The sequence below is a fragment of the Microbacterium sp. DWRC1-3 genome, assembly GCF_049896645.1.
GTDB lineage: Bacteria > Actinomycetota > Actinomycetes > Actinomycetales > Microbacteriaceae > Microbacterium > Microbacterium maritypicum.
On the sequence record NZ_JAFCUS010000001.1, the window covers coordinates 103037 to 123620 of the forward strand.

Consider the following 20584-nt stretch of genomic DNA (forward strand, 5'->3'; position numbering starts at 1 on the left):
AGAGGGTTTCCGCGGAACCCCGAATTTCACGATCCGGTCATCCGGAGAAAGCGAGCTTCCGATGCCGAGGCCCTCCTCACCGCTTCTTTCCCCGGAGATCATCGGCTCCGCGGGCCTCGCGCTGGCCAGAGCAGGCGAGCCGTTCGGGGTCAACGCCATCGCTCGCGAGCTCGGAGTGCGGCCGTCGTCGCTCTACAACCATGTCGACGGCATGGAGGGGATCCTCGAACTCATGCGCGGACAGCTCATGGAGGGCTACCGCATCCAATGGCAGGGGGAGCACTGGGAGGAGTTCGTGCTCACCGTGCTGCGCACCCAGCGTCGGATGTACGCGGATCATCCGCAGCTCGTGCCGCTGCTCGTGGGCAAGACGATCACGCACCCGGCGGTCATCGCCGCATACGACGACCTCGCCTCCGTGCTCGTCGACGGAGGATTCGCCGATGACGAGGTGCTCTCGGTCATCGCGGTGATCGACGCCTTCGCGATCGGATTCGGTCTCGATCTCGCATCTCCCGACGAGGTCTGGCAGCCCGGCGGTCCGACCCGCACGCTCGGTCGCCTCATCGACGGCGCGGAACGGGGGACCGCCCGGTCGGATCGCACGTTCGAACTCGGCGTCGGTCTTCTCCTCGATTCGCTGCGCATGCGTCTCATCGATGCCCCACCCGCGGTCGATCGTGAGGCCGGGCGCGATCTGACGTAGCATGCACTCTGCCGTATCGACCGAGGAGGACTCATGACGACCTGGAACACTGAAGAGCTCGCGCGCATCGCCGAGCCGGAGATGTTCGATCTCTCCGCGCAGCTCGAAGACGGGACGACGCCGAAGACGGTCGGGATCTGGGCGGTCGCCGTCGACGGGCGACTCTTCGTCCGCTCCTACACGGGGCTCGAGGGAAAGTGGTACGCCCCGGCTCTCGCCAGTCTGCGCGGCCGCGTCTCAGCGGGTGGCGTCACCAAGGACGTCCGCTTCGAGCGGATCACCGACGAGGCGATCAACTCCGCGATCGATGCCGAGTATCTCCGCAAGTACACGCCCAGCCCGTACGCTCCCGAGATGGGTCAGGAGTCGGTCCGGTCCAACACGCTCGAGGTCATCCCGCTCGACTGAATCGGAACTCTGCGCGACAGGGCTCTGCTCGGCGGGGCTCTGCTCGGCGAGTCGTGGCCTGACAGGCCCACCGGGGAGAATGGCCCTCTCGATGACCCGCCCCAGACGGTGCCGTCGAGAGGGCTCACCGCCCTTCCCGGACGGTAGGGGAGGCGGCGAAGATCTCGCTGCGCTCACGGCTGATTCCCCAGTCCATCAGCCTCGTAGCCCCCGCTACCCGAGCAGAATATCGCTTAATCCCCTTGTCCGCCATTTGGGGGACAAAGAAATCTACGAATGTTACTCGCATGGACGCCCTGTTGCCTTCCTGACGGGCGTGCCTAGGGTGGACTCATGGACAGACTGCTCGTGCTCTCCGCTCAGGTCGCCATCGCTCACGGCCACCGCATCGAGGTGACGGAGCAGGCCGATCCGCTCACCGATGAACCGGTGGTCCTCACCCTCGTCGACCTCGACACGGGGATCCGCTACCGACGTGCAGAAGACCCGAGCGGCGACTTCTCCCGCTGGATCGGGCGAGTCCTGCGGTGCACCGTGACGATGGGGGACGCAGGCGCGCACACCACGCTGCTCGTCGATCCCCTCGGGCCCGGCCCGACCGGCGCCAAGGTCGCTCTGCGCGAAGCCGACGCGGCTGCCGATGCCGCGAAGGCCGAAGCCGACAGATGGGGTGGAGTCGACCGTCCTCCGATGGAGGAGTCAGAGCGCTTCTGGTGAGTCGGGGGTCCTCCTCAACGGAAGTCCCTGGAGCGGTGCGTGAGACCGGTGCGCAGGTCCTCGAAGCCATCGGCGAGCACATTGATCACGCCCTCGGCGGATCGCTCCAGGATGCCGCGGATGATGAGCGCCGGTGAATCCCTGGCGACGCGGCGGTAGCGGTTCCACACCCCGGCGGAGCAGACGATGTTCACCAGGCCGCTCTCGTCCTCGAGGTTCACGAAGGTGATCCCGGCGGCCGTCGCCGGTCGCTGACGATGGGTGACGAGACCGGCGACCTCGATGCGTCGACCCACCTCGTGCCCGCGCAGGTCGACTGCCGTCAGCACACCGCGGGCGCGCAGCTGTTCGCGGAAGTGCGCCATCGGATGATCGTCGGTCGACACACCGGTCGCCCACAGGTCGGCGGAGAGGCGCTCGTAGCTGGTCTGGTCGGCGAACAGCGGAGGCTGCACGGCGACCGTCGTCCCCGGCAGGAACCGGGAGCGGTCGTCTGCCGCCGCGCCGGCCAGCCAGATGGCCTCGCGACGCTCCAGGCCCAGACACTCGAAAGCGCCGGCGGTGGCCAGAGCCTCCACGTGTGCGGCGGTGGCATCCGTTCGCCGCACCAGGTCGTTCAGATCCCGGTACCGGCCGTTCGCGTCGCGTTCGGCGACGATCCTCTCCGCCATCGGCACACCGATCCCACGGATGCCGCTGAGTCCCAGCCGTACCGCGGAGTTCCCGTCCCTGCGGTGCGCGGCCGATTCGTCCGGCGCATCCCGATCGAAGCGGAGCGCGGGCGGCTGCAGGTCGGCGGTGCACCCGTCCCGACCCGTCGGCCTTCGCGGGGCGCCGTCGACGAGCGGCTCCAGGGTCTCCGTCGCCCCCGAGACGTGCAGATCGGGACGTCGGACCTCGACCCCATGCCGCCGCGCATCCGCGGTGAGGGTCGCTGCGGAATAGAAGCCCATCGGTTGTGAGCGCAGGAGGCCGGCGAGGAACGCTGCGGGGTAGTGCAGCTTCACCCAGGAGCTGGCGTAGACGAGGAGAGCGAACGACAGGGAGTGCGATTCGGCGAATCCGAAATTGGAGAATGCCTGGATCTGCGCGTAGATGCGATCGGCGGCCTCATCCACCAGGCCCCGCCTGGCCATCCCCGCGTACAGCTTGTCCCTGACCTTCTCGATCTTCTCCAGGCCGCGTTTGGATCCCATGGCACGACGCAGCAGGTCGGCCTCATCGGCCGTGCAATCGCCGATCGCCGTCGCCATCTGGATGAGCTGCTCCTGGAAGATCGGAATGCCCAGCGTGCGCTTGAGGATGTCCTCCAGATCGCTGTGCGGGTAGGGGATCGCGAACTCCACCGGCGCCTCGCCGCGAGTCGCCCGTTCCCGGTTCTCCTCGTCGATGCGATCCTTGGCCATCTTCCGCCGCACGAACGGATGCACCGCGCCGCCCTGGATGGGGCCAGGGCGGATGAGGGCGATCTGGATGGCGAGGTCGTAGAAGGCCCGGGGCTGCAAGCGGGGGAGCAGCCCGATCTGCGCGCGCGACTCCACCTGGAACACCCCGATCGAATCCGCACGGCAGAGCATGTCGTAGACCGCGGGCTCCTCCTTGGGGATGGTCTCGAGCGTCCACTCCTCGCCCGTGCTCTCCCGGATCAGATCGAAGCAGTGCTGAAGGGCGGCGAGCATCCCGAGCCCCAGCAGATCGAACTTCACCAGGCCCATGAAGGCCGAGTCGTCCTTGTCCCATTGGATGACCGTGCGGTTCTCCATACGGGCGTGCTCCACAGGCACGACCTCGCCGACGGGACGGGCGGTGAGCACCATGCCGCCGGAGTGGATGCCGAGATGCCGGGGGGCCTTCAACAGCTCACCGGCATAGGCGAGCACCTTCTCGGGGATGTCGTGCCCCTCGACGGGTTCCAGTCCGGCGCCCCAGCCATCGACCTGACGGGACCAGGCGTCCTGCTGACCGGGGGAGTGGCCGAGCGCTCTTGCCATGTCGCGCACCGCGTTCTTCGGGCGGTACTGGATGACGTTGGCCACCTGGGCCGCACGTTCCCTGCCGTACTCGGCATACACCCACTGGATGATCTCCTCGCGGCGATCGGAGTCGAAGTCGACGTCGATGTCGGGCTCCTCGGTCCGCGTGGTCGCGAGGAACCTCTCGAACGGCAGGCGGTAGAGGATCGGGTCGACCGCGGTGATCCCCAGCAGGTAGCAGACCGCGCTCGCCGCAGCCGACCCCCGCCCCTGGCAGAGGATGCCGCGTCTGCGCGCCTCGGTGACGATGCCGTGCACGATGAGGAAGTACCCGGGGAAGTCCTTCTCCTCGATCACGTCGAGCTCGCGGGCGATCCGGTGGCGACCGTCGTCGTCCATTCGCGGGTACTTCGACGGCACGGCCTCCCAGACCAGGTGGCGCAGCCACGTCATCGGTGTGTGCCCCGCCGGCACCTTCTGCTGAGGCAGTGCCGGTCGCGCCAGGCGCAAGGGGAAGGCGGATGCCGCGGCCAGCTCGAGCCCGTACGAGATCGCTCCGGGGTGGCGTGAGAAGCGCGCCGACATCTCGGCACCGCTGCGCAGATGCGCGCCCCCGTGCGCAGGCAGCCAGCCGTCGAGCTCGTCCATGCTGCGCACCGCGCGGACCGCGGCCACGGCTTCGGCGAGCGACGCCTGCGCAGGGGTGGCGTAATGGACGTTGTTGGTCGCGACCATCGGCAGTCGCATCCGACCGGCGAGCTCGGCGAGGGCGTCGTTGCGACGGGTGTCCAGGGGATCACCATGGTCGAAGAGCTCGACGACGACGTGGTCGCTCCCGAACAGATCGACGAGCGACCGCAACGGGGCGCGCGCGTCTCCCGCCTCGAGCCCGCGGCGCACGGCACCTTTGCGGCATCCGGTCAGGATCGTCCAGTGCCCGTCTGCACGCGCGGCGAGATCGTCGAGGTCGTACACCGGGCGTCCCTTCTCACCGCCGCGCAGCTGTGCCGCGGTGATGGCCCCCGAGAGCCGGTGATAGCCCTCCATGCCTCGGGCGAGGACCAGCAGATGCTCGCCGGCGGGGTCGGCGGAGCCTCGTTGCGGCGCGGGCAGGTCGAGCGACAGCTCTGCCCCGAACACCGTCTGCAGCGGGCTCTCCATGAGATCAGCCACCTCGGCGAAGCGCGCGGCGCCGTAGAAGCCGTCGTGATCGGTGAGGGCGAGAGCGGTCAGCCCGAGGCGATCGGCCTCGGCGAGGAGGTCTTCGGGGGAGGAGGCACCGTCGAGGAACGAGTACGACGAATGAGCGTGCAGCTCGGCATAGGGGACCGCGCTCTCGGGACGGGGGACGGCGACGGGAGGGGTGCGCTTGCGGCGATGGCTTACCGGCCCTGCGTCTGTCCGCTGCCCCCGGGGCTCGGCGGCGGGAGGAGGCGACGGGGGTGACTCCTCGCCACTGAGGGTGCGCTCCAGGTCGTTCCAGGACAGGGGCGGATTGTGCCAGCCCATCAGCGATACCTCCCCTCGGCCCACCAGCGCTCGCCGGTGTGGAAGACCAGCCACGCGCGGTCGTGGGCGTCGATGATCTGGAGGCGATGCCCTCGCTTCCCACCGCCGGAGGTCCAGCGCCTCTCATGCACCGGCCAGGGGCCGGCCCAGGCCTGCACGGCGGCTCCGTCGATGCGGGCGGGCTCGCCCGAGAGAGCCCCGCGCTCATCGACGCTGATGGTGCTCTCATCCGCGGCGAGCACCCCGATGGGGCGCGGGGGCAGGAACACCTCGGCGGGCAGCGGGTCGGGAAGGCTGCCCGGCCATGGGGATCCGGGGTCGCGCGGGGGTACCGTGCGCTCGCCCCAGGGGGTGAGCACCTGGCGATCGGCGAGCCAGCGGCCGCCCGCCACAGCGGCTGTGACCACGCCCTGGTGGCCGAGCATGGTCTGCACGCGCGAGACCGCATGGTGCAGGCGTTCATCGGTGCCGGATCCGAAGAGGCCGGGCTGGTGGTGCGCGGCATCGTCGACGGCGGCCGGGATGATGCGCACCGCCACGATGCCGCCGAACGCTCGTGCCTCGTCGACCGGATCCTTCGCGGACTGCGCGGCCAGCGCCTCCAACTGCCAGCGCACCCGGTCGACGAGGTCGGAGGCGTCGAAGCAGGTCGGATGCAGCCAGGACCGCGAGAAGACCACCCCGTTGTCGTCGGTCAGGTCGATCCGCACCTCCGTGCAGACGAGCGAGGCGTCACCGAGAGCGAGCAGCACCGCATCCGCCGTCTGACGCACAGCGAACGCCACCTGATCGGTTCCGCCCAGCGGGGAGTCGAACTCGATGCTGCGCACCAGCTCAGGGTCGGGAGGGCGCGGTGTCAGCGGACGGGAGTCGGCGCCGGCGGCGAGTGCCTGCAGGCGCGCACCGTGCTCGCCGAAACGATCGCGCACATCGAGCGGTGCGAGGGCGGTGAACTCGCCGAGAGTGCGCACTCCGAGCCGCACGAGGAGGCCGGTGACCTGCTCGTCGCGCAGCACCTGCACGGGGTACGGCGCCAGGAACTCCCGTGAACCTCCTGGCGGCACGACCGTGCAGGGCATGGGACCCCGTGCGGCGATCTCGGCCGTGAACGGGCCATCGGCCACACCCACGCGCACCTCGGGAAAGCCGGCCTCCGTCAGGACGGCGGTGAGTGCTTCCGCGGCCTCCGCCTCTCCTCCGTGATAGCGGGAGAGGCCCCTGGCGCGGAGGATCGCGAGCCCGGGGCGCAGCAGCGTGACTCCGGGGGCGTGCTTCTCGATCAGGTGCAGCACCGGCAGGAAGGCGCGTTCGTCTCGATCGGGGTCGTGGGAGAGCACACGCAGCGAGGAGAGGTGGCCCTGCGCGACCCGGCGGCGCTGACCGGTGCGCACACCATGCTCTCTGGCGGAGGCGGTGCAGGCGACGATCGTGTTGGCCTGCACCAGGGCGGTGGGCGGATGCGGGGGCGCGCTGCCGAGGACGGCCCGCATCGGCCAATCCGGGAACCACAGCACGAGCACGCGGAGCGGGCTGCTCATCCGGCTTCCGCCCATCGCAGGAGCTCCGGTGGTGCGGATTCGCGTGAGGTGACGGACTCCGCCGGTCGTGCGGGCAGTGCAGCGAGCTCGACCCCGACGGCCTCGACGGCCCCGTGTCCTCCCGGCAGCTGCACCCGCACGCTCGACGGGCGGGGGCTGTGCCGCGTCTGCGCCGTCACCGTCACCGTGCAGTCGGAGAGCAGCCCCCAGCCGGCGCCGAGGCCGTGCCAGTGCGGATCGTGCAGGCGTATCGTCCCCTCGCTCTGCGGCCAGCGTTCGGTGACGGGAGACTCGGTGACCAGGAGCGTGCACCCGCGGTCGCGCAGGCGCGCGCTCAGCCGAGCGACATCCGCGTCTCGTGCGCGGGCGCCCGGGGCCACGACGATCAGGGGCACGACCTCGGCCAGGGCGGAGGTCGCCGCCAACCAGCGGTCTCCGGGGGTGGGGACGAGGATCAGGCGTGCGAGGTCGATGCCGAAAGCGGCGGCGGCTTCGACGCCGAGGGTCGGCATGCCCACCACGGCGCACCACAGCCCCTTCTGCGATGCGGCGCTGAGCAGTGCGAGGACGAGGCTCGGCGAGGGGGAGACGGTGTAGGAGGTGCCGGTCTGCAGTCCCTCCTCCGGAAGGAGCGCGGCGAAGGCGGGGTCGAGGGGGAGCAGCGCATGTTCGCTGCGCCGTCGTTGCATCCGGTTGATCTCGCGACGCAGGCGCAGCACTTCTCCCGCGCGGGAGTCGCCCGCCGGAGAGAGCGAGGCGATTGCATCGAGCCCGATCACCTGCATCCTTTCTCGAAGATATATTCTAATATAACAACCCGCGTGAATGACGATAGTTCGTACATCGGACATCGGCCAGGGGTTCTCCACAGGGAGTCGGAGCGAGGTCCGCCGATCTCCTAACCTGCGGGGATGGACATCCGGCTCGCCCTCATCGCCCTCGTGCACGCCGCACTGATCGGCGTCGGCGCGTGGCTCATCGTGATCGACGCCCGCACGCATCGCCTCCCGAACAGGATCGTGCTGCCGACGCTCGGCTGCCTGCTCGCGCTCGTCGCCGTCGACGCCCTGGCCGCGGGGCAGGGGGCACCGCTCGTTCGTGCCCTCCTGGGAATGGTGATCCTCGGGAGCTTCTATGCGGTGCTGCGGGCGCTCAGCCGTGCAGGGATGGGAGGCGGAGACGTGAAGCTCGCCGCCGTCATCGGGCTGGTGCTGGCCTGGCACGGCTGGCAGGCACTCGCGATCGGGGCGGCCGCGGCCTTCGTGCTGGGAGCGCTCTACGCGCTCGTGCTCATCCTGCTGCGGAGAGCGAACGGCTCCACCCGCATCGCCTTCGGTCCCTGGATGATCGCCGGCGCCCTTCTCGGTGTCGTCCTCGGTTGATTCCGCCTGCCCTGCACCGATACCGCGACGACGGCGCTACCCTGAGCACATGGCACTCGCACGACTTCACGGCGGCCCGCTCGACGGGCAGATCATCCCCCTCGGCGACGCGGACGACAAGCTGATCGTTCCCTACAGCGAGACGCAGGTGGTTTACAACCGCCGCGGCGAGCCGCAGAACACCGGCCCCGCCGACGGCCCCACGGAGATCGACTACTGGTTCGAAGAGTCTCTCGAGGACCTCACGCTCGACGATGACTGAGCCCTCCCGCACGGTCGAGGTCGAGCGCAAGTACGACGTCGATCCGGAGACCCCGTTGCCGCGATGGGAGGCGCTCCCGGGCGTCGACGCGGTCAGCCCCGGTGTGCTGCGCACGCTGGACGCCCAGTACTTCGACACTGCTGACGGCACGCTTTCGCGCGCCGGCGTGGCATTGCGTCGTCGCACCGGCGGGCCGGACGAGGGCTGGCATGTGAAAGGTCCCCGACAGGGAGACGGTCGACTCGAGCTCGGCTGGCCTCTAGGGGAGGGCGACGCGCTCCCCTCTGCGGTCGCCACGACCGTGTCGGAGTGGACGAGCGCACCGCTCACCCCACTCGCCCGCATCGAGAACGACCGCACCGCCTATCTGCTCACCGGCCCGGACGGCGTCGTCGCCGAGTTCGTCGACGACCGGGTGCGAGCGAGCGACCTGCGCCAGAACGTGAAACGCGAATGGCGTGAGTGGGAGATGGAGCTGGGGCCCGCGGCGCCGGCTGATGAGGCGGGACGCACCGCGTTCTTCGCGGCGGTGGAGCAGGCGGTGCTGGCTGCCGGAGGCCGCGAATCGGCATCCGACTCCAAGCTCGCCAGGGCGCTCGGCTTCTAGGGCAGACCGCGGTCGCGCGCAACCCCTTCCCCCCGGGCGGTGCGCAGTGCTTGAGTGGCACCATGAGCCGACCGCCTGTGCTTCGATCGCTGCAGACGATCGTCCCCGATACTGTTCTCGTCCAGGATCAGGTGCGTGACGTCTTCGCGCAGCAGCCCGGCCTCGGGCGGCTGGCGCAGCGCATCGTCACGACCTCGTTCAACGTCTCGGGCATCGACACCCGGCACACCGTGATCGACGAGCTGTCGCTGGATTCCGAAGCGACAGACCCCGTGTTCTTCGACCGCGGATCGGGGATGCTGCTCGCCCCCGGCACCAAGGCGCGCAACGACTTCTACGCCCGAGAGGCCACGAAGCTCTTCGTCGAGGCCGCCCGGCGGGCGATCGACTCCGACCCCGACCTCGAGCCGGCCGATGTGACCCACGTCATCACGGTCTCCTGCACAGGGTTCCATGCCCCGGGGCCGGAGTACGAGATCGTGCGTGCGCTCGGGCTGTCCGACGCGGTGCAGCGTTTCCACCTCGGCTTCATGGGCTGCTACGCCTCGATGCCTGCGCTCCGGGCCGCGAGTCAGTTCTGCGCCGCGGATGAGAACGCCGTGGTCCTGGTCGTGAGCGTCGAGCTGTGCACTCTGCACCTGCGTTCCTCGGAGAATCCCGACACGATCGTCGCGTCGTCCCTGTTCGCCGACGGTGCGGCCGCCGGGATCGTCACCGCGCGCGATCTCCCGTCTGCGTCGACCGGGTTGCGCCTGGACCGCTTCCACACCGCCATCGCGCCGGAGGGGGAGAAGGACATGGCCTGGACGATCGGCGACACCGGTTTCGAGATGATCCTCTCCACGGCCGTCCCGCAGATCATCGGAGAGACGATCATCGGTGCGCTCCGGCCGCTGTACGGCGCCGAGGAGGGGCTCGGCGAGGCCTTCGAGGCCGGCAGCGTGGGGGATGCGGTCCAGCACTGGGCCATCCATCCCGGCGGGCGGAGCATCCTCGACAAGGTGCAGGAGCGGCTACACCTCAGCGATGCGCAGCTGCGCCCGGCCAGGGACGTGCTGCGGGAGAACGGCAACATGTCCAGTGCGACCGTGCTGTTCGTCCTCAAGCGCATCCTGGAGGTGGAGGGGGCGAGCGACGGCGACCGGGTCTCCGCGATGGCGTTCGGTCCCGGTCTGACGGCGGAGAGCGCGCTGATGACCGTCGTCGCCTCGCCCGGGTCATGAGGCCGGACCTCACGACGCGGGACGCCGAGGCTCGCGAGCTGATGGACGATCCGCACGCCGACGTACGGATGCTGGCGCGGACCTACGGACGGTTCGGGTTCGTGAACGCCCTGGTCTCCCGGCCGGGGGCCCTGTACCGACGCGACATCCGACCGCGCGCGCAGCGCTCCCGGCCGTTGCGGATCCTCGACGTCGGGGCGGGCGGGGGAGACCTCTGCCGGCTGCTCGCCTGGCGGTTGCGTCAGGACGGTCTCGACGCGGAGATCACCGCTCTCGACGCGGACGAGCGGGCTATCCGCTGGGCGTCGGCGCACGACGGCGGCGCGGGCATCCGGTATCGCCGCGCCCTGACGACCGAACTCGTGGCCGCGGGCGAGACCTACGACGTGGTGCTGTCCAATCACGTGCTGCACCATCTCGATGACGCCGAACTCACGACCGTGCTCAGCGATTCCGTGCAGCTCGTCACTCCGGGCGGGTTGGTGTCGCATCATGACATCGCACGCAGCCGCACCGCCTACGCGCTGTTCGCCGCGGCCACCTGGACCATCTCGACCACGCTGCTGGCGGACTCGTTCATCCGCGAGGACGGCCTCATCAGCATCCGCCGCTCGTACACAGCCGCCGAGCTCGCCGCGATCGCCCCTGCCGGGTGGACCGTCCGCGGGGGTGTGCCCTCTCGTCTGGAACTGCGGTGGGGGGGTGATCATGCCCGACCATGACGTGCTGATCGTCGGCGCGGGGCCGGTCGGCCTGCTGCTGGCCTGTCTGCTGGTGCAGGACGGGGTGCGGGTCGCGGTCTGCGAACGCCGAACGTACGCCGACGATCGGACCAGGGCCATCGGCATCCACCGCCCGGGGCTCGAAGCGCTGGATGCCGCAGGCATCGGCACCGCGGTGCGGGCGGAGGCGCTGCGGCTCGAGGGCGGCGAGGTGCGCAGCCGTCGACGGAGTCTGGCGTCGCTGACCTTCGCCCCTGATCGCCCGGTCCTGATCCTTCCGCAGCCGCGAACGGACGCCCTGCTGCGCGCCCGGCTGCACTCGCTCTCCGCGGACGCATTGATCTGCGGATGCACCGTGCGCAGCATCTGCCAGAGCGCGGATGCCGTGCGGGTCACGGCCGACTCCGCCGAGGGTCCGCACGAGCTCTCGGCCAGCGTCGTCGTCGTCGCGGACGGCGTGCGCAGTCGATTCCGCGACGAGGTGGGTGCCGGGTGGCGCCCCCGCGCGGGACGCGCCTCCTATGCCATGGCAGACGCGGTCGATGCGACACCGGACGCACGTGCCGTGCTGCACTGCGAACCGGAGGGTCTCGTCGAGTCGTTCCCCCTCCCGGGCGGGCGCCGGCGATGGGTGGTGCGGGATACGGGGAGCGGTGTCCTCGGCAGCATCGAGGACTTCCGGGCGGCGATCCAGATGCGCACGGGAATCGACCTCGAACTCGCACCCGACCTGAAACCCGCGTCGTTCGTCGCCGCGCAGCACACGGCGACGAGGCTGCATCGGGGGAGGATCGTGCTCCTCGGCGACGCCGCGCACGAGGTCAGCCCGATCGGCGGGCAGGGGATGAACCTCGGATGGGTGGATGCCGTCCGTCTCGCCGCAGAGCTCGCACGGGTGCTGCCGAGCCGGACCCCCGACTTCTCGGCGTTCGCGCGAGAGGCGCACCGATCGGTGGCGCGGGCGCAGCGCCGCTCGTCGTTCTACATGTCGATGGGTGCTCCGGCATCCGCCACGATCGTGCGCGGCAGGGAACTGCTGATGCGGGCGCTCGGATCCGCGCCGCTGCGCGGGTGGACGGCGGGGCTGCTCACGATGCGCGGTCTCTGACCCAGGTTCCGGGACACACGAAGGCCCGGTCCGCGTATCGCGGACCGGGCCTTCGGGAGGATGAGATCAGAAGTTGATCATGTGGCCGGCGAGGCCGTGGAAGCCCTCCTGCAGCGCCTCCGACAGCGTCGGGTGCGTGTGCACGTTGCGGGCCAGCTCCAGCGCCGTCAGATCCCACTTCTGAGCCAGCGTCAGCTCGGGCAGGAGCTCCGACACGTCCGGGCCGATCATGTGGGCGCCGATGAGCTCGAGGTGCTCTGCGTCGGCGATCAGCTTGACGAAGCCGACCGGCTCGCCGAGGCCGTGCGCCTTGCCGTTCGCCATGAACGGGAAGGTGGCGACCTTGATCTCGCGCCCCTCGTCCTTGGCCTGCTGCTCGGTGAGACCGAACGACGCGACCTGCGGAGAGCAGAACGTCGCACGCGGCATCATGCGGTAGTCGCCCAGCGTCTGGGTCTCCGCGCCGCCGATCGTCTCGGCAGCGACGACGCCCTGAGCCTCGGCCACGTGGGCGAGCTGCAGCTTGGCGGTCACGTCGCCGATGGCGTAGATGCCCTCGACATTGGTGCGCATGTGGTCGTCGATGTCGATGGCGCCGCGCTCGGTCAGCTTCACTCCGGTGTTCTCGAGGCCGAAGCCCTCGATGTTCGGGGCGAATCCGACCGACATGAGCACCTTACCGGCCTCGATCGAGCTCTGCTGCCCGTCCTTGCCGGTGTAGGTGACGGTGACGGAGGAGCCGTTGTCGACGACCGACTCGACCTTGGTCGACGTGAGGATGTCGACGCCGTAGTTCTTGTACTGCTTCGTGATCTCCTTCGACACATCGGCGTCCTCGTTGGGCAGCGCACGGTCGAGGAACTCGATGATCGTGACCTTGACGCCGTAGTTCGTCAGGACGTAGGCGAACTCCATGCCGATGGCGCCGGCGCCGACGATGACGATCGACTCGGGCAGCTCACGGGTCATGATCTGCTCTTCGTACGTCACGACGTTCTCGCTGAGCGTGACACCCGGCAGCAGACGGACCTTGGAGCCGGTGGCGATGATGACGTTGTCGAAGGTGACCTCTTCGACCTGGCCGTCGGCCTTGGCGACCGAGATCGCCTTGGGACCGGTGAAGGTGCCGCGACCGTTGTACTCGGTCACCTTGTTCTTCTTCATCAGGAAGTGGATGCCCTTGACACGGCCCTCTGCGACCTCACGGCTGCGGTCGAAGGCCTTGCCGAAGTCGATCGTGAACTCGCCGGAGATACCGAAGAACTCCGCCTTGTGGTTCAGGGTGTGTGCGAGCTCCGCGTTCTTCAGGAGCGCCTTGGAGGGGATGCAGCCGACGTTGAGGCAGACACCGCCCCAGTACTTCTCCTCGATGATGGCGGTGGAGAGACCGAGCTGCGCGCTGCGAACCGCAGCGACGTATCCGCCAGGACCTGCACCAAGGATGACGACGTCGTAGTGTGGCATGCCTTAAGCCTATCGCTCGGAGGACGGGTCGGAATCGGTCGGAGTCGTGCCGCGACGGCGGCTCATGACGATCCAGACGACCACGCCGGCGACGACCAGGACGGCGACGATCGAGACGATCCAGATCGCCGCGGAGGTGCCGGCGGAGTCGTCTGCGTCCGTGCTCGGCGCGCTGGTGACCTCGGGAGCGGCGGTCTGCTCCGCGGTGGGCGCGGCCGTCGTCGGTGCCGCGGTGGGTTCATCCGTGGTCGCTGCGTCGCCGACCGTCACCGTGAAGAAGTACTCGCCCGACGTGGGGTGCCCGTCGCTGGAGACGACCTTCCAGATCACGTGGTAGGCGCCGGCCGGTCCCGATCCCTTCAGCGGCTGGGTGACGATCGCGCCGTCGACGGCCGCCGGGCCGTCGGTGACCTGGTTGCCGTCGGGGTCGGTCACGACCACCTCGGTGGAGCCTTCACCGCCGATCAGCTTCGCGCTGAAGGTGAGCGTCAGCGTGGCGGGCACGACGTCGACCGACTCATCAGCCGCCGGCGACGACGAGACGAGCGCGTCGTGCGCCGAAGCCGAAACCGGGGAGAGGAGAACGAGAAAGGCGGCGAGCAGTGTCGCGGCGAGGGCGATCGGGGCAGCCGAGCGGCTCAGAGCTTTGGTCTTCACGAGTACAGCCTATGAATCCTCGGTATGGGACCGCTGAGTGTGAAAGCGGCCTCCCGCGAGCGGCTCGGCATCCGTTAGTCTGGACAATCAGGAGGGCACAGTGACTGACAGCGACAGCCGACCGGCCGGAGAAGCCGCGATCCACCGTTCCGGTGAGCAGAGACACGACGTTACGCAGACGTTCGGACATGATTCCGATCTGTCGTTCGTGCCGTTCGGAGTGGAACTCACCGACGTCGAGCAGACGGCGATCGCCGCTCTGCCCGCGGGATCGGCGCTTCTGCTGGTCCGTTCCGGCGCTCTCGCCGGAGCGCGATACCTTCTCGACACCGACGTGACGACCGTCGGCCGTCACCCCGAGGCCGACATCTTCTTCGACGACGTGACGGTCTCGCGTCGTCACGCGGAGATCACTCGCACCGGGTCGACGTTCGAGATCATCGATCAGCGTTCGCTCAACGGCACGTACGTCAACGGTGAGCGCGTCGACCGCAGCGCGCTGGTGGACGGTTCAGAACTCCGTGTCGGCAAGTTCCGACTGAACTTCTTCGCCTCTCCGCACGACCGCCTGGCGGCGAACGCCTGATGGCGGCCTCTCCCGCCCGCGAACGCTCTGCGTCCGCGGGCCTGCTGAGTATCGGCCAGGTGCTCGCACGGCTCACCCCGGAGTTTCCCGACCTGACCTCCAGCAAGCTGCGCTTCCTCGAGGTGCAGGGGATCGTCACCCCGTCTCGCACGGAGTCCGGCTACCGCAAGTTCTCGGCCTCCGACATCGAGCGGCTGCGTCTCGGGCTCACGCTGCAGCGCGACCACTACCTGCCGCTGAGCGTGATCCGCGAACAGCTCGATGAAGCCGACGCCGGCGGGGATGCGACCGCGCTCGTGCCGCCGCCGTCCATCGCTCCGACCCCGCGCCGCTATCGCCGCGACGAGCTCCTGGCTGCTGCCGGAGCCGGGCCCCAGCTTCTCAACGACGCGATCAGCACCGGCGTCATTACCGCTCAGGAGAGCTACCCCGAGGCGACGGTCACGCTGCTGCGCGGTCTCGTCGGACTGGATCGTCACGGCATCGAGCCGCGGCACCTCCGCTCGCTGCGCCAGGGCGCCGAACGCGAGGTCGCCCTCATCGAATCGGCCATGTCCGCGCTGCTGCGCAGGACCGACGCCGCCTCCCGTGCGAAGGCCAGCGAGCTCGCCCCCGAGCTCGCCTCGCGCATCGATGAAGTGCGCTCGCTCTTCGTCAAGGACGCGCTCTCGCGAGTGCTTTCGTAACGAACTGATTGCGACACACCTTCGCCGTCCCACGGATGTGATTGCCGGTGCCCAGGCACTGCTCTACCGTGGAAGATAACCGTTCCAGGGAGGATTTCAGATGAATGCGGATGAGCTCACAGGCGACCCGCGGTTCGTACCCGAACTCCTCTTCACCGACGGTCTTCCCGCGATGGATGATGAGGTCGGATACCGCGGCGCTGTCGCTGCTCGTGCCGCCGGCATCACCTACCGACAGCTGGACTACTGGGCACGCACCGAGCTGGTGGAGCCCACTGTCCGCGGAGCGAGCGGTTCCGGTTCGCAGCGGCTCTACGGCTTCCGGGACATCCTCGTCCTCAAGCTCGTGAAGAGCCTTCTCGACACCGGCATCTCGCTGCAGCAGATCCGCACGGCCGTGGACGAGCTCCGCCGCGCCGGCATCCGTGACCTCGCAGGCACCACGCTCATGAGCGATGGGGCCTCGGTCTACCTGTGCACCTCGAACGACGAGGTCATCGACCTCGTCAGCCGTGGTCAGGGAGTGTTCGGCATCGCCGTCGGCAAGGTGCTCCGCGAGGTCGAGTCGACGCTCGTCGCCTTCGATGCGACCGCTCCCGACCCCGTCGACGAACTGTCGGCGCGTCGCACCAAGCGCACCGCCTGACCTCTCGCGTCATACAGAAAACGGCCGTCCTCGAAGAGGATGGCCGTTTCGCTGTGTGCGTCCGAGAGCGTCAGCTCTGCTGACCGCTCTCGGGGACGGCGATGCGTCCGGTGCGGATGATCCGGTCGAGCAGCTGGTCGAAGTCGGCCGCGAGCTCCTGCGCGGAATCTCCCGGCCAGATGTGCAGCGGCTTGGCGGCACCCTGCGCCTGCTGCAGCGAGGTGCGCTCCGGCAGCTGCGGGGAGAGCACGAGGGGCCCGAACATGTCGCGCAGCTCCTTGATGCGGAACTGGTGCTCGATGGACTGGGGGCGCACGCGGTTCACGACGATGCCGAGAGGCTGCAGACGAGGCGAGAGGCCGCGGCGGATCTCCTCGATCGCGCGAAGGGCACGGTCGGCCGCGGCGACGGAGAACAGGCCGGGTTCGGTGACGACCATGACGCGGTCACTCGCCGCCCATGCGGTGCGGGTCAACGCGTTCAGAGACGGTGCGCAGTCGACGAGCACGAGGTCGTAGTCGGCCTCGACGGATGCGAGCGCCTCTTCGAGCTTCCACACGTCGCGCACGCTCGGGTGCGGACCGTCGAAGTTGATCGCGGAGGGGCTGCCGATGAGGACATCGATCGTTCCGGGGTGCACCTTCGCCCAGCCGCTGGAGGTGATCGCCTGACGGACGACCTTCTCCTTCGGGTTCGCCAGGACGTCGGCGATGTTGAGACGTCCGGCCACCTGGATGTCCATCCCGGTGGAGACGTCGGACTGCGGGTCGAGGTCGACGACGAGAGTCCGGACTCCTCGGGCGAAAGCCGCTGAGGCCAGCCCGAGTGTCACGGTCGTCTTGCCGACGCCTCCCTTGAGAGAGCTGACGCTGAGTACGTGCACGGACACCACGTTACCTTCCCCTAGGCTGGGGGAACACTCAGCCCCGCCCCATGCGCATCGAAAACGCTGCGCATCGAGCTCCCAGAGGTGTGCATGTTCCAGAAGATCCTTGTGGCGAATCGCGGCGAGATCGCGATCCGTGCCTTCCGTGCGGCGGTCGAGGTGGGGGCGCGCACCGTCGCGGTGTTCCCACATGAAGACCGCGGCTCCGTGCACCGGCTCAAGGCCGATGAGGCCTACGAGATCGGTGAGCGCGGGCATCCTGTGCGCGCATACCTGAACGTCGACGAGATCATCCGCGTCGCGCTCGAGTCCGGTGCGGATGCGATCTACCCCGGTTACGGGTTCCTCTCCGAGAACCCGGAGCTCGCGGAGAAGGCCGCGGCGAACGGCATCGTGTTCATCGGACCTCCTGCCCACGTTCTCGAGATGGCCGGCAACAAGGTCGAGGCGAAGCGTCACGCGATCGAGGCCGGTGTCCCCGTCCTCCGCTCCACCGAGGCATCGGACGACGTCGAGGCTCTGGTGGCGCAGGCCGAGGACATCGGATTCCCGCTGTTCGCCAAGGCCGTGGCCGGCGGCGGAGGGCGCGGGATGCGTCGGGTCGAGACCGCAGGCGACCTCGCTCCCGCTCTCGCAGAGGCGATGCGGGAAGCCGCGAGCGCCTTCGGCGACGCACGGATGTTCCTCGAGCAGGCGGTCGTTCGCCCTCGGCACATCGAGGTGCAGATCCTCGCCGACAAGACCGGCGAGACCGTGCACCTCTTCGAGCGTGACTGCTCGGTGCAGCGACGCCACCAGAAGGTGGTGGAGATCGCTCCGGCGCCGAACCTCGACGACAGTGTGCGCACTGCCCTGCACGGGTACGCCGTCGCCTTCGCCCGCTCGATCGGCTACGAGAACGCCGGAACGGTCGAGTTCCTGCTCGAGACGGCGGGGGAGCGCACCGGCGAGGTCGTCTTCATCGAGATGAATCCGCGCATCCAGGTCGAGCACACGGTCACGGAAGAGGTGACCGATGTCGACCTGGTGCAGAGCCAGATGCGGATCGCCTCCGGCCAGAGCCTCGCCGACCTCGGCCTGCAGCAGGAGAACCTGCATCTGCGCGGCGCCGCACTGCAGTGCCGCATCACCACGGAGGACCCGACGCAGGGATTCCGCCCCGACACCGGCAAGATCACCACGTACCGTTCCCCCGGCGGTGCCGGCATCCGCCTCGACGGCGGCACGGTCCACCAGGGGGCCCAGATCAGTCCCCACTTCGACTCCATGCTGGCCAAGCTCACCTGCCGTGGGCGCGACTTCCCCGCCGCCGTCGCCCGCGCACGTCGTGCTCTCGCGGAGTTCCGCATCCGCGGCGTCTCGACCAACATCCCGTTCCTGCAGGCGCTCCTGGAAGATGAGGCCTTCATCGCGGGCGATGTCAGCACGTCGTTCATCGACGAACGCCCCGAGCTGCTGCGCGGCCGTGTCTCCAAGGACCGCGGGACGAAGCTCCTCAACTGGCTGGTCGACGTCACGGTGAACAAGCCGCATGGCGTCCACCCCGGCGTCGTCGACGCGGTCACCAAGCTGCCTGCCGTCGACCTGACTTCCGAGCCGGCGCCGGGTTCGCGCCAGCGCCTGCTCGAACTGGGACCTGAGGGCTTCGCCCGCAGCCTCCGTGCGCAGACGGCCCTGGCGGTGACCGACACTACGTTCCGCGACGCGCACCAGTCGCTCCTGGCCACACGTGTGCGCACCAAGGACCTGGTCGCCGCGGCGCCGTACCTGGCGAGGCTCACTCCCGGTCTGCTCTCGGTCGAGGCATGGGGCGGTGCCACCTACGACGTCGCGCTGCGCTTCCTCGGCGAGGACCCCTGGGAGCGCCTCGACAAACTCCGTGCGGCGCTGCCCAACGTGGCGATCCAGATGCTGCTGCGCGGTCGCAACACGGTCGGCTACACGCCGTACCCCACGGCTGTGACCGAGGCATTCGTCGCGGAGGCCGCTGCCAGTGGCGTCGACATCTTCCGCATCTTCGACGCGCTCAACGACGTGGAGCAGATGCGTCCGGCGATCGAGGCGGTCCGCAACACGGGGACCGCCGTCGCCGAAGTGGCGCTCTGCTACACCGGCGATCTGCTGGATCCGGCGGAAGACCTCTACACCCTCGACTACTACCTGGGCCTCGCGGACCAGATCGTCGACGCGGGGGCGCACATCATCGCGATCAAGGACATGGCGGGTCTGCTGCGTCCGGCCGCCGCCGCCAAGCTGGTCACGGCACTGCGCGAGCGATTCGACCTTCCTGTCCATCTGCACACGCATGACACCCCCGGCGGTCAGCTCGCGACGCTCCTCGCAGCCAGTGCCGCCGGCGTCGATGCCGTGGACGCCGCGTCTGCGCCGCTCTCGGGAACCACGAGCCAGCCGTCGCTGTCGTCTCTCGTCGCTGCGCTCGCGCACACCGAGCGCGACAGCGGGATCTCGCTCGACGCCGTCTCGGATCTCGAGCCCTACTGGGAGGCGGTCCGTCGCCAGTACGCGCCGTTCGAGTCGGGTCTTCCCGGCCCCACCGGGCGCGTCTACCACCACGAGATCCCCGGCGGTCAGCTGTCGAACCTGCGACAGCAGGCGAAGGCGCTCGGCCTCGCCGACGACTTCGAACTCATCGAGGACATGTACGCCGCGGCCGACCGCATCCTCGGTCGCGTGCCCAAGGTGACGCCGTCGTCGAAGGTCGTCGGCGATCTCGCCCTCCACCTCGCGGCCGTGAAGGCCGACCCTGCCGACTTCGAGGCGAACCCCGAGAAGTACGACGTTCCGGACTCCGTCGTCGGCTTCATGGCGGGCGAGCTCGGCGACCTGCCCGGGGGATGGCCGGAGCCCTTCCGCACCAAGGTCCTCGCCGGGCGCTCCGTGCGCACCGGCCTCACCGCGATCACGGCAGACGACGAAGCAGCACTCGCCGGAACCAGCGCCGAGCGGCGAACACGCCTCAACACGCTGCTGTTCCCCGCGCCCACCGCGGAGTTCGCCGAGCGTCGGGAACTGTTCGGCGACCTCTCGGTGCTCGACACCAGTGACTACCTCTACGGTCTCGTCGCGGGACAGGAGCACCAGATCGAGATCGATCGCGGTGTGCGCCTGTACGTCGGGCTCGAAGCCATCGGCGATGCCGACGACAAGGGCATGCGCACCGTCATGACGACTCTGAACGGGCAGCTGCGCCCGGTGTTCGTCCGCGACCGTTCGGTCAAGGTCGACGCTCTCGAGGTCGAGAAGGCCGACACCTCCGTTCCGGGTCAGGTGGCCGCTCCGTTCTCCGGTGTCGTCACTCTGAAGGCCGAGGTCGGGGCCACTGTCCGGGCCGGCGAACCCGTCGCATCCATCGAGGCGATGAAGATGGAGGCGGCCATCACCGCCCCCGTCGACGGCGTGATCGAGCGGCACGCGATCGCCGAGACCCAGCAGGTGGATGCAGGAGATCTTTTGGTCGTGATCCGCCCGGCGCACTAATCTTGT

General features: G+C 69.1%; 19 protein-coding genes. 13 read left to right on the plus strand and 6 right to left on the minus strand.

The features are described 5' to 3' along the window. The first annotated feature begins 61 nt into the window (after nt 1–61). The 3 genes from ACP699_RS00480 to ACP699_RS00490 all read left to right on the plus strand — a co-directional run bounded on the left by ACP699_RS00480 (nt 62) and on the right by ACP699_RS00490 (nt 1831). Nucleotides 62–706 carry a TetR/AcrR family transcriptional regulator C-terminal domain-containing protein gene (locus ACP699_RS00480; RefSeq protein WP_055872314.1) on the plus strand — a complete coding sequence of 215 codons (645 nt, stop codon included), beginning with the start codon at nt 62–64 and terminating at the stop codon, nt 704–706. A 33-nt stretch (nt 707–739) separates the two neighbouring features. Next, nucleotides 740–1114, plus strand: coding sequence for a DUF2255 family protein (locus tag ACP699_RS00485; protein WP_426168276.1), 375 nt, complete (start codon nt 740–742; stop codon nt 1112–1114). Nucleotides 1115–1447: 333 nt separating this feature from the next. Further along, nucleotides 1448–1831, plus strand: a complete 384-nt coding sequence (locus tag ACP699_RS00490; protein ID WP_055867259.1) for a hypothetical protein — start codon at nt 1448–1450, stop codon at nt 1829–1831. Between the two features lie 14 nt (nt 1832–1845). On the opposite strand, the gene ACP699_RS00495 is transcribed toward ACP699_RS00490, so the two are convergent. From ACP699_RS00495 to ACP699_RS00505, 3 genes are read right to left on the minus strand one after another with little or no spacing between them, the layout of a single operon-like run. Further along, a complete protein-coding gene (locus ACP699_RS00495; RefSeq protein ID WP_426168281.1) occupies nt 1846–5313 on the minus strand; it encodes an error-prone DNA polymerase in 3468 nt (1155 codons plus the stop codon). Continuing rightward, on the minus strand, nt 5313–6851 hold the full coding sequence (locus ACP699_RS00500; RefSeq protein WP_426168284.1) for a DNA polymerase Y family protein: 1539 nt from the start codon (nt 6849–6851) through the stop codon (nt 5313–5315). The genes ACP699_RS00495 and ACP699_RS00500 overlap by 1 nt, the downstream gene beginning before the upstream one ends. Then, entirely contained in the window at nt 6848–7636 is a 789-nt protein-coding gene (locus ACP699_RS00505) for a hypothetical protein (RefSeq protein WP_426168287.1), read from the minus strand. Before ACP699_RS00505 ends, ACP699_RS00500 begins: the two co-directional genes overlap by 4 nt. Before the next feature lie 126 nt (nt 7637–7762). On the opposite strand from ACP699_RS00505, the gene ACP699_RS00510 reads away from it, so the two are divergent. The 6 genes from ACP699_RS00510 to ACP699_RS00535 all read left to right on the plus strand — a co-directional run bounded on the left by ACP699_RS00510 (nt 7763) and on the right by ACP699_RS00535 (nt 12155). Next, nucleotides 7763–8233, plus strand: coding sequence for a prepilin peptidase (locus ACP699_RS00510; RefSeq protein WP_055872317.1), 471 nt, complete (start codon nt 7763–7765; stop codon nt 8231–8233). A gap of 49 nt (nt 8234–8282) precedes the next feature. Continuing rightward, the gene (locus ACP699_RS00515; RefSeq protein ID WP_017830198.1) at nt 8283–8495 is read left to right on the plus strand and encodes a hypothetical protein; all 213 of its coding nucleotides are present in this window, start codon (nt 8283–8285) and stop codon (nt 8493–8495) included. Then, nucleotides 8488–9102 (plus strand): CYTH domain-containing protein, encoded by a 615-nt coding sequence (locus ACP699_RS00520; RefSeq protein WP_055872318.1) that lies wholly within the window; start codon nt 8488–8490, stop codon nt 9100–9102. The genes ACP699_RS00515 and ACP699_RS00520 overlap by 8 nt, the downstream gene beginning before the upstream one ends. 62 nt (nt 9103–9164) lie before the next feature. After that, entirely contained in the window at nt 9165–10325 is a 1161-nt protein-coding gene (locus tag ACP699_RS00525) for a type III polyketide synthase (protein ID WP_426168293.1), read from the plus strand. Next, entirely contained in the window at nt 10322–11047 is a 726-nt protein-coding gene (locus ACP699_RS00530; protein WP_426168296.1) for a methyltransferase domain-containing protein, read from the plus strand. The genes ACP699_RS00525 and ACP699_RS00530 overlap by 4 nt, the downstream gene beginning before the upstream one ends. Next, nucleotides 11034–12155: an FAD-dependent oxidoreductase gene (locus ACP699_RS00535; protein WP_426168299.1), complete on the plus strand. Its 1122-nt coding sequence runs from the start codon at nt 11034–11036 to the stop codon at nt 12153–12155. Before ACP699_RS00530 ends, ACP699_RS00535 begins: the two co-directional genes overlap by 14 nt. A 66-nt stretch (nt 12156–12221) precedes the next feature. Here the strand turns inward: ACP699_RS00535 and lpdA are convergent, their stop codons facing one another. Both lpdA and ACP699_RS00545 read right to left on the minus strand, forming a co-directional pair. Then, nucleotides 12222–13619, minus strand: coding sequence for a dihydrolipoyl dehydrogenase (lpdA, locus tag ACP699_RS00540; protein WP_017830203.1), 1398 nt, complete (start codon nt 13617–13619; stop codon nt 12222–12224). A gap of 9 nt (nt 13620–13628) precedes the next feature. Continuing rightward, nucleotides 13629–14276: a copper resistance CopC family protein gene (locus ACP699_RS00545; RefSeq protein WP_055867292.1), complete on the minus strand. Its 648-nt coding sequence runs from the start codon at nt 14274–14276 to the stop codon at nt 13629–13631. Nucleotides 14277–14376: 100 nt separating this feature from the next. Between ACP699_RS00545 and ACP699_RS00550 the strand changes: the two genes are divergently transcribed. The 3 genes from ACP699_RS00550 to ACP699_RS00560 all read left to right on the plus strand — a co-directional run bounded on the left by ACP699_RS00550 (nt 14377) and on the right by ACP699_RS00560 (nt 16194). After that, on the plus strand, nt 14377–14862 hold the full coding sequence (locus tag ACP699_RS00550; RefSeq protein WP_017830205.1) for an FHA domain-containing protein: 486 nt from the start codon (nt 14377–14379) through the stop codon (nt 14860–14862). Then, nucleotides 14862–15548, plus strand: coding sequence for a MerR family transcriptional regulator (locus tag ACP699_RS00555; RefSeq protein ID WP_055867295.1), 687 nt, complete (start codon nt 14862–14864; stop codon nt 15546–15548). Before ACP699_RS00550 ends, ACP699_RS00555 begins: the two co-directional genes overlap by 1 nt. A gap of 100 nt (nt 15549–15648) precedes the next feature. Next, the gene (locus ACP699_RS00560; protein WP_055867298.1) at nt 15649–16194 is read left to right on the plus strand and encodes a MerR family transcriptional regulator; all 546 of its coding nucleotides are present in this window, start codon (nt 15649–15651) and stop codon (nt 16192–16194) included. Between the two features lie 70 nt (nt 16195–16264). Here the strand turns inward: ACP699_RS00560 and ACP699_RS00565 are convergent, their stop codons facing one another. Further along, a complete protein-coding gene (locus ACP699_RS00565; protein WP_028501500.1) occupies nt 16265–17077 on the minus strand; it encodes a ParA family protein in 813 nt (270 codons plus the stop codon). Between the two features lie 93 nt (nt 17078–17170). On the opposite strand from ACP699_RS00565, the gene ACP699_RS00570 reads away from it, so the two are divergent. After that, nucleotides 17171–20578 carry a pyruvate carboxylase gene (locus tag ACP699_RS00570; RefSeq protein WP_127482193.1) on the plus strand — a complete coding sequence of 1136 codons (3408 nt, stop codon included), beginning with the start codon at nt 17171–17173 and terminating at the stop codon, nt 20576–20578. Nucleotides 20579–20584: the final 6 nt, after the last annotated feature.

Coding starts and splice junctions, on each gene's coding strand:
- ACP699_RS00480 (WP_055872314.1), top strand. CDS start 62: ATGCCGAGGCCCTCCTCACCGCTTCTTTCCCCGGAGATCATCGGCTCC.
- ACP699_RS00485 (WP_426168276.1), top strand. CDS start 740: ATGACGACCTGGAACACTGAAGAGCTCGCGCGCATCGCCGAGCCGGAG.
- ACP699_RS00490 (WP_055867259.1), top strand. CDS start 1,448: ATGGACAGACTGCTCGTGCTCTCCGCTCAGGTCGCCATCGCTCACGGC.
- ACP699_RS00495 (WP_426168281.1), bottom strand. CDS start 5,313: ATGGGCTGGCACAATCCGCCCCTGTCCTGGAACGACCTGGAGCGCACC.
- ACP699_RS00500 (WP_426168284.1), bottom strand. CDS start 6,851: ATGAGCAGCCCGCTCCGCGTGCTCGTGCTGTGGTTCCCGGATTGGCCG.
- ACP699_RS00505 (WP_426168287.1), bottom strand. CDS start 7,636: ATGCAGGTGATCGGGCTCGATGCAATCGCCTCGCTCTCTCCGGCGGGC.
- ACP699_RS00510 (WP_055872317.1), top strand. CDS start 7,763: ATGGACATCCGGCTCGCCCTCATCGCCCTCGTGCACGCCGCACTGATC.
- ACP699_RS00515 (WP_017830198.1), top strand. CDS start 8,283: ATGGCACTCGCACGACTTCACGGCGGCCCGCTCGACGGGCAGATCATC.
- ACP699_RS00520 (WP_055872318.1), top strand. CDS start 8,488: ATGACTGAGCCCTCCCGCACGGTCGAGGTCGAGCGCAAGTACGACGTC.
- ACP699_RS00525 (WP_426168293.1), top strand. CDS start 9,165: ATGAGCCGACCGCCTGTGCTTCGATCGCTGCAGACGATCGTCCCCGAT.
- ACP699_RS00530 (WP_426168296.1), top strand. CDS start 10,322: ATGAGGCCGGACCTCACGACGCGGGACGCCGAGGCTCGCGAGCTGATG.
- ACP699_RS00535 (WP_426168299.1), top strand. CDS start 11,034: ATGCCCGACCATGACGTGCTGATCGTCGGCGCGGGGCCGGTCGGCCTG.
- lpdA (WP_017830203.1), bottom strand. CDS start 13,619: ATGCCACACTACGACGTCGTCATCCTTGGTGCAGGTCCTGGCGGATAC.
- ACP699_RS00555 (WP_055867295.1), top strand. CDS start 14,862: ATGGCGGCCTCTCCCGCCCGCGAACGCTCTGCGTCCGCGGGCCTGCTG.
- ACP699_RS00560 (WP_055867298.1), top strand. CDS start 15,649: ATGAATGCGGATGAGCTCACAGGCGACCCGCGGTTCGTACCCGAACTC.
- ACP699_RS00570 (WP_127482193.1), top strand. CDS start 17,171: ATGTTCCAGAAGATCCTTGTGGCGAATCGCGGCGAGATCGCGATCCGT.